The 7,852-nt window shown below is 61.6% G+C and carries 7 protein-coding genes and 1 pseudogene; 1 reads left to right on the forward strand and 7 read right to left on the reverse strand.

Features of this window, described 5'->3' with window-relative positions:
* A pseudogene (locus CMI59_RS08635) lies at positions 1–371 on the forward strand (hypothetical protein); the annotation flags it as partial.
* Positions 372–759: 388 nt separating this feature from the next.
* On the opposite strand, the gene CMI59_RS08640 reads toward CMI59_RS08635, so the two are convergent.
* The 7 genes from CMI59_RS08640 to CMI59_RS08670 all read right to left on the reverse strand — a co-directional run.
* Positions 760–1,608 carry a hypothetical protein gene (locus tag CMI59_RS08640; protein ID WP_293327300.1) on the reverse strand — a complete coding sequence of 283 codons (849 nt, stop codon included), beginning with the start codon at positions 1,606–1,608 and terminating at the stop codon, positions 760–762.
* Between the two features lie 487 nt (positions 1,609–2,095).
* Positions 2,096–2,863: an ethanolamine ammonia-lyase subunit EutC gene (eutC, locus tag CMI59_RS08645; RefSeq protein WP_293327301.1), complete on the reverse strand. Its 768-nt coding sequence runs from the start codon at positions 2,861–2,863 to the stop codon at positions 2,096–2,098.
* A complete protein-coding gene (locus CMI59_RS08650; protein ID WP_293327302.1) occupies positions 2,860–4,248 on the reverse strand; it encodes an ethanolamine ammonia-lyase subunit EutB in 1,389 nt (462 codons plus the stop codon). The genes eutC and CMI59_RS08650 overlap by 4 nt, the downstream gene beginning before the upstream one ends.
* Positions 4,249–4,310: 62 nt before the next feature.
* Positions 4,311–4,955: an LUD domain-containing protein gene (locus CMI59_RS08655; protein ID WP_293327303.1), complete on the reverse strand. Its 645-nt coding sequence runs from the start codon at positions 4,953–4,955 to the stop codon at positions 4,311–4,313.
* Positions 4,955–6,406, reverse strand: coding sequence for a LutB/LldF family L-lactate oxidation iron-sulfur protein (locus CMI59_RS08660; protein WP_293327304.1), 1,452 nt, complete (start codon positions 6,404–6,406; stop codon positions 4,955–4,957). Before CMI59_RS08660 ends, CMI59_RS08655 begins: the two co-directional genes overlap by 1 nt.
* Positions 6,403–7,131 carry a (Fe-S)-binding protein gene (locus CMI59_RS08665; RefSeq protein WP_293327305.1) on the reverse strand — a complete coding sequence of 243 codons (729 nt, stop codon included), beginning with the start codon at positions 7,129–7,131 and terminating at the stop codon, positions 6,403–6,405. Before CMI59_RS08665 ends, CMI59_RS08660 begins: the two co-directional genes overlap by 4 nt.
* Before the next feature lie 53 nt (positions 7,132–7,184).
* Positions 7,185–7,852: LysR substrate-binding domain-containing protein (locus tag CMI59_RS08670; RefSeq protein WP_293327306.1), on the reverse strand; the 668-nt coding region annotated here is incomplete at its 5' end.

Raw genomic sequence — 7,852 nt, forward strand, 5'->3', positions numbered from 1 at the left:
GCTTCCACACAGCCCCCTGCCCCTGCGGCTCGCCCTTCCGCAGTTTCGAGGTGGAAGGCCGCGAGGCGACGCTCGTTCATGTCGGCGGGGTGACGCTGTCGCCCCTCATCTTCGAGCTGGAACACGAGCGCGCCCGCCGCGTCCAGCTGGCCCAGATCGGCGAGAAGGAATTCGAGATCCGAATAGACCCGGCCGACGAAACGGCGGCGGAAATTGTCTTTAGGGAAGTCGTCCAGTCGGTCACCCGAGTGTTTCGCGACAACGGCCTTGAGGATGTCACGGTGCGAAAAAGCGAAACCCCGCCCCAACTCACCGCAAGCGGCAAGTTCCATGAGGTGTTGCCTTTGCGGGCGGCGAAACATCAGGGCTGAAACACTCCACCCAAACAACATCGTCATGCCGGACTTGATCCGGCATCCATACAGAGGCTGCGATCTGCTTCGGGGCCGCATGGATTCCAGGTCGAGCCCGGAATGACGGCCTTGGGGAATCAGCCTCCCCATTCCCCAATCATCATTGCCATCCCGGGACTTGCCCGCCCCGGCGCAGGCCGGGGTTCCCGGGATACACGCGCCAGTCGGCTTGCCGCTCCTCTAATAGAAACCGCCTGCGTGGCAAACGCCGCCTCGACACGGCGAACCAGCAAGATCAGTATTCTGACGTGTCATTGCGAGAAGCGAAACGATCCGGAATCGACCTCCCAATGATTGACGCCTGTCTTTTGTCCCCTGTCCACGTGGATTGAGCGGCCCTATTTCGTTATTTCAGAGAGGTGCTGGGAACCAAGAGTTTGGTAATCGGCGGCAAATACAGCTGCCCGCAAGATTCATCGCTGATGGCATTGGGCCCTTCTCCAGCATAGAAGACATAACCAATCGCTTCCGCCAACACTGATTGCTCATCTTTGTAAAATACAGAGTTCCGGAATTGCCGTATGCGGACAGAACGTCCTTTTTCTGTCTCTTCTGCTACGACTTTCAGCTCGTGACGAAGAAGGTACGGCGAAGAAAACGCAGATATACGCTCTGCATATATACATTTGTCATGCAGTTCTTCTTTGTACTTCGCACTTTGCATTTTGAATGCGCCCACATTTGCGTAGGTTTTAGCTCGGCCACGAAGAACTGAATCTTCATAAACACGTAAATATCTATCGAATTGCTTACATAGATAAGGCTCTTCTCGTCGATCTACGAGTCGATAGCGATAGAGGCCAGTTCTTCGGACATATTGCGCGCCGCTCAATGTCAACGATCGAAGCCTATCCTCTTCACCGACGTAGTAGGTCTCTATGTACTCGTAGCCATCTCCAATTAGCTCCTTGAAGCAGGGGAAACAGCCTCCCTCAAAGCTGGCACCGGTGACTTTCCCGACGGCAATCTTCTTTGCGGCTTGCATCCCGCCAGGAGGCAAAATTGCATATCCATCAACATTTTTCGTTGTCTTATAGATGCGAAGGCCGCCATCCCTTTTGCACATGCCCCGCATCAACGCCGGCGCCTTCGGAATGGAAGCCTGATATTGCTGCAAGAGGACGATGCTTCGGGCAAAAAGAAAGCCGGGCACCATAGCCCAAACCGCATAACAAGCGACCCCGACCGCAGCCAAGGCAACAACTCCCTCCCATGGGCGTAATTTTCTCAGTCGCTTTAAGAGGTCCATCCAGACCCCTTAGAGCGCACAGAACAGTCGCCAAGCACCGCAGACCATTCAGGGAAACCGGATACAAAGTGCGTATTTTGGGATTTTGGAATCAAGCCCCCCTCCCCTCAGGCCTAACCTTTTGTAAGGGTGAACTCTTAATCTCATACAGTCCAGTCTCGAAAACTGCTCCGGGAATGCGCGCGTTGCAGATACGTCCCTTTACATCAATCCCCAATGTCAGGACTTGATCCGGCATCACAGAGGCAGCGATCTGCTTCGAGGCTGCATGGATTCCGGGTCGAGCCCGGAATGACGGCGTTTGGGAATCAGCTTCCCCTCATCTCAACCAAGATTGTCATCCCGGGACTTGGTCCCGGGATCCACTCGCATTTCGGCAAGTGTCAAGGCGAGTGGGTCCCGGCAACGAGTGCCGGGACGACACTGCGGTTAGCTAGGACGGCCCCAACATCGGCGCCCGCCCCTCCCCGGGCAGTGCATTCGGTGCGTCGTCCTTCAGCTTCACGCCGGTGAGTTTCAACCGCCGCGCCTCCTTCAGCAGCCAGGCGATCTTGTAGCCGGCAAGCTCCGGCTTGAGGCCCGCGGGGCGGATGTTGGAAACGCAGTTGCGTTCGGCATTGCTGCGCCCCGGCCTGGGCGCGAAGGTGATATAGGCGCCGAGGCTGTCCGACGCCGACAAGCCCGGCCTTTCCCCGATCAGCATCACGCTCAGCGCCGCATGGAAATGCGCGCCGATTTCGTCGGCAAGCGCCACGCGGGCCTGATGGGCGACGACAAGCGGCGCGACTGTCCAGCCTTCGAGATGTTTGAGCGTCGCGGCGAGCGTCGCCACGGCGTTTTCATGCACGGCGGTTGCGGAGAGGCCATCGCCGATGACGAAGACCACATCATGCTCGCCCGCCGCCTCCCGCAGCTCCGCATCCGCCGCCAGATGCCGCCCCCTGGACGGGTCCTGCAAATAGGCATGGCGCGTCGGCGCTTCCGACTTTACCTCCGCGACCGGCAGTCCGATCGCAGCCTCCGCAATCTGCCTTTGCAGCAGGTCCATATCGAGCACGGCATGGACCGCGTCGCGCGCCCTGGCATGGGCCATCTGGAAATCGAGAAGGTTTGCCGTCGGCAGCGCATTGCCGGTGCGGCCAAGCGCAATGCGCGCGGCGGTGAACTCCTTCAGGAAGGACCATCTATCCGCCCCGCTCATTCCGCCGCCCCATATTCGAGAAGCTGCGCCGCGCCGCCCGCAAGCTCCGGCCTCACCTGCCCCCGATCGTCCATGATGTTCATGGCCTTCAACCAGGCTTCGAATTCCGGCGCGGGTTTCAACCCCAGCGCGGCGCGCACATAGAGCGCGTCGTGATAGGAGGTGGACTGATAACTCAGCATGATGTCGTCCGCGCCCGGCACGCCCATCACGAAATTGCAGCCCGCCACGCCCAAGAGCGTCAGCAGATTGTCCATGTCGTCCTGATCGGCTTCGGCGTGGTTCGTGTAGCAAACGTCCACGCCCATGGGCACGCCCAGCAGCTTGCCGCAGAAATGGTCTTCGAGCCCCGCCCGCGTGATTTCCTTGCCGTCGAAGAGATATTCCGGGCCGATGAAGCCCACCACCGTATTGGTCAGCAGCGGCGAGAAGGCGCGGGCCACCGCATAGGCGCGGGTTTCCACCGTCTGCTGGTCGAGCCCTTCATGCGCCTCCGCCGAGAGCGCCGCGCCCTGCCCCGTTTCGAAATACATGACATTGTTGCCGACCGTGCCGCGGTCGAGCGCCAGCGCCATCTCGCGCGCTTCGGCTAGCATGGCGAGGCCGATGCCGAAGCTTTCATTCGCCTTTTGCGTGCCCGCGATGGACTGGAAGACGATATCGACCGGCGCGCCGCGCTTCATCACCTCCATCGCCGTCGTCACATGCGCCAGCACGCAGGATTGCGTCGGAATGTCGTAGCGCGTCCGCAGATCGTCGATCAGGTGCAGAAGCCGCGCCATCGCCTCCGGGCTGTCGGTCGCCGGGTTGATGCCGATTACCGCATCGCCGCAGCCATACATGAGCCCGTCCAGCGTGGAGGCTGCGATGCCTTTGAGGTCGTCCGTCGGGTGGTTGGGTTGGATACGAATGGCGAGCCGTCCGGCAAGGCCGATGGTGGAGCGGAAAGCCGTCACCACGCGGCATTTCTTTGCCGCCGCGATCAGATCCTGATTGCGCATGAGCTTCGAGACGGCGGCGGCCATTTCCGGCGTCAGCCCCGGCGCGAGCGCTTTCAGCGCCGCCTCGTCCGCCGCGTCGGAAAGCAGCCAGTCGCGAAACCCGCCGACCGTCAGTGAGCGGACGGGTTCGAATGCGCCCGCGTCATGCCCGTCCATGATGAGGCGCGTCACCTCATCCGCCTCGTAAGGCACGAGCTCTTCATGGAGAAAGGTGTCGAGCGGCAGATCGGCCAGCGCAAAGCGCGCGGCGACGCGCTCTTCATCCGTTTCCGCCGCAAGCCCCGCCAGCCGGTCGCCCGCGCGCGCCGGGCTTGCCTTCGCCAGCAGCGTTTTCAGGTCGGGGAATTCATAATGGTGACCGGCAAATGAATGGCGATAGGCCATGAACGCCTCATGGAACTCGAATTCATGAAAGCGTAGCCCCTGCGCCGGGTCTTGGCGAGGCCCTAGCCGTCCACCAGCAGGATATGCACGCTGCGCGGCCCATGCGCGCCCATCACCATGGTCGCCTCGATATCCCCGGTGCGCGAGGGCCCGCCGATGATGTTCACCGCGCGCGGCAGGTCGCGATTGCCGCCGTTTGTCCGCGCCGCCGCCCAGATGCCCTCGAAGCCGGACACGATCTGCGATTTCCTCAGCAGCACGAAATGGAAATCCGGCAGATAGCCGATCGCGGTCGCGTGGTCCGCATCGGAGGTCAGCACCAGCGCCCCCGTCTCCGCGCTTGCCGCCGCGCAGGCGCTCAGCGCCGCCACGCCGTCCAGCGCATCGCGATCCATCTCGCGGCTGGTTCTCAAACCGGGGACATCTTCCCATGGCAGTGAGGCCAGTTCCGGCTCGTCGGAGACATGCAAAACGGGCATGGTTCCAATCTCGCCCAGAACGCGCTCAATCTCGCCCGGAACCTCGCTCATTCTCGACAATTCGGAGAGACCGCAAGAGAGCTTCGCCGCCTTCTCGCGGAACTGGGCGACCATCTCCTCGCCCGTCTTCATCGCCACGGCGGGTTTCATATGGCCGGATATCCCCGTCGCGCCGCCGCCATGTTTCTTGCGGGCGAGCTTGCCGAGGATTTCATCGCGCGCATCCATCAGCTCCGTCTCCCCTTTTCATATTGCTCGAGGAAACTGCCGCCTTCCGGCGCCTTCAGATCGCGCATTTCGGTCCAGCCGCCTGCGAAACCGGGGAGCTTCTTCACCCAGCCCTTGCGTGCCATGGCGCGGAGCACCCGCCCGCCCATGGAGGATGCGAGTCGATAAAGCGCCGGTTTGCCTGCGATCCAGCGCCATGCGCCCATGCCCCAGCGCTGGCCGGTCGGTGTGTAGTGCTTTTCGAATTCCCGCTCGCGCCAGTGCCGCATCAAATTCGGCAACGGGATGCGAACCGGGCAGACTTCCTCGCATTTTCCGCAGAAAGTCGAGGCATTGGGCAGGTTCGCCGCATGGGTTATCCCCGCCAGCGCCGGGGTCCACACCGCGCCCATCGGCCCTGAATAGACCGATCCATAGGCCTGCCCGCCCACCGAGGTAAAGACCGGACAGCCATTCAGGCAGGCCCCGCAGCGGATGCAGCGGAGCATGTCCTGAAACTCGCTCCCCAGCATATCCGAGCGGCCATTATCGACCAGCACGATGTCGAATGTCTCCGGCCCGTCCGGGTCGCTGTCGCGTTTCGGCCCGGTGTAGAGCGAGAGATAGTTCGCCGTGTCGAGGCCCAGCGCGGAACGCGGCAAAAGCCGCAGGAAGAGGCCGAGATCCTCAAGCGTCGGCACGATCTTCTCGATCCCCGTCACCGCGATATGGTGCTTCGGCAGCGTAGCGGAGAGGTCCGCGTTTCCTTCATTCGTCACCAGCGCGATGCTGCCGGTTTCCGCGACGAGGAAGTTCGCGCCGGTTATCCCCACGTCGGCCTGTTTGAAGCGCTCACGCAGCACGATGCGCGCTTCGCGCACCAGCGCTTCCTTCTCCGTCACCTTTTCGGTGCGGCCATAGCGCTGATGCGCCTCGTAAAACGTGTCCGACACCTGTTCCTTGGTCAGGTGCAGTGCCGGGCCGACAATGTGGAACGGCTTTTCCTTGCGAAGCTGGATGATGTATTCGCCGAGATCGCTCTCGAACACTTCTATCCCCTGCTTTTCGAGATGGGGATTAAGTTCCAGCTCTTCGGTCACCATCGACTTCGATTTGACGACGGTTTTGGCGTTCACCTCCGCACAGAGACGGCCGATGATCTCGTTGGCTTCCGATGCATTCCGCGCCCAATGCACGCGGCCGCCATTGGCGATAACGCGCTCCTCGAACTGCTTGAGATAATCGCCGAGATTTTCCAGCACATGGTTCTTCACGTCCCGCGCGCGGTCTCGCATATCGCCGAATTCCGGCACTTGCGAGATGCCGATTTCGCGCAGCGCGGTGAAGCCCTTGGCGAAGATGAACAGCCCGCCCTGCAGCACCTTGTCGTCCAGCGCATGGCGCGCGTTTTCGGAGAAGCGCTCGCTCGTCACATGCATTTCAGGCGCGTGTTGATCGTTTGGCGGCGTCATTTGGCGAGCCCTGCCAGCACTTCCGCCACATGCCAGACCTTGATATCGGAGCCTTTGCGGGCGAGCGCGCCTTCGATATTCAGCATGCAGCCCGCATCGCCCATCGCGACGGCGCGGGCCTCCGTGCCCTCGATATCGGCCAGCTTCTTGCGCACCATCTCGCCGGACACGTCCGGATATTTGACGCAGAAAAGCCCGCCGAACCCGCAACAGACTTCGGCGTCGGGCAAATCCTTCAGCTCCAGCCCTTCCACGCTTTTCAGGAGCGTGCGCGGTTGCTGCTTCACCTTGAGTTCGCGCAGGCCCGCGCAGCTGTCGTGATAGGCAAGCGCGCCATCGAAACGCGCCTCGACTTCCTTCATGCCCGCCACATCGGTGAGGAAGGAGGTGAGTTCCCATGTCTTCGCCGCCAGCGCGCGAACACGCTCCCCCTCCGCATCACTTTCATCGAAAAAGTCGGGATAATGCGTGCGGATCGTCCCCGCGCAGGAGCCCGAGGGTACGACAACGTAGTCATAGGGGGCATAAAGTTTTGCAAGGCGCAGAGCCAAATCCTTCGCGCCTGCCTTGTCGCCGCCATTCATGTTGGGCTGACCGCAGCAGGTCTGGTCGCGCGGGACCTCGGCCTCAAAGCCTGCCTGTTCCAGCAGTTTCAGACTCGCAAACCCGATTTCGGGCCGCATCGTATTGACGATGCAGGTGACGAAGAGCCCGACTTTTGCCATGGATGTTTCTCCCCTTGCCCGACACGCATGCCGAAGCGGTCTTTCGATCCAATCTAGACCCCGCCCCGGATGATTGCCAAATCGGCGTCCGGGTTTCCGGTCACGGTCAGTTCCTTGAAACGGCGGCGAACCGTCTCGCGGATGATCGCGGCGAGTTTGCGATAGGCGGTGGCCCGGCCTGCGCCCTTGCGCCAGGTCAGCGCCACGCGCCTTTCCAGCCTTTGCCCCTGCACCGGCAGGGCAACCACATCGCTGCCCGACCGGATTTCGGAGAAGACATAAAGCGCGGGCAGAAAGCTCGCCCCCATGCCCATCCCGATCATCAGACGCAAGGCGTCGAGGCTGGTGCCTTCATAATCGGCCTGCATGCGGGCGCCGTAGCTCGCTGCCAGGCGCGAGACCTCGGCATGAAGGGGAAAGCGCATGCCGAGCGAGAGCATGGTTTCGTCCCTGATATCCTTCATCGTAACCCGGCCGCGCGCGGCAAGCGGATGATCCCGTGCCACCGCAAGATAAAGCGGCTCGTGAAAGAGCTCCTCATTGACGAAATCCTGCCCCGAAAATGGGATTTGCGTGAGCAGCACGTCATGGCGCCCTTCGGACAATTCGCGCTTCTGCGCCTCCGGCTGGCATTCGCGCACATAAAGGCTCAGTGAGGGATATTGCCTGTGCAGGCGCGCCACCACATGCGGCAGGAGATAGGGCCGAGCGTGGAGAGCGA

The sequence above is a fragment of the Parvibaculum sp. genome (assembly GCF_002684405.1).
In the GTDB taxonomy this organism is placed as follows: Bacteria; Pseudomonadota; Alphaproteobacteria; order Parvibaculales; family Parvibaculaceae; genus Parvibaculum.

Excerpts from the sequence above, each read along its gene's own strand:
- eutC (WP_293327301.1), bottom strand. The coding sequence starts at position 2,863 with ATGAGCGGGGCGGATAGATGGTCCTTCCTGAAGGAGTTCACCGCCGCG.
- CMI59_RS08650 (WP_293327302.1), bottom strand. The coding sequence starts at position 4,248 with ATGGCCTATCGCCATTCATTTGCCGGTCACCATTATGAATTCCCCGAC.
- CMI59_RS08655 (WP_293327303.1), bottom strand. The coding sequence starts at position 4,955 with ATGGATGCGCGCGATGAAATCCTCGGCAAGCTCGCCCGCAAGAAACAT.
- CMI59_RS08660 (WP_293327304.1), bottom strand. The coding sequence starts at position 6,406 with ATGACGCCGCCAAACGATCAACACGCGCCTGAAATGCATGTGACGAGC.
- CMI59_RS08665 (WP_293327305.1), bottom strand. The coding sequence starts at position 7,131 with ATGGCAAAAGTCGGGCTCTTCGTCACCTGCATCGTCAATACGATGCGG.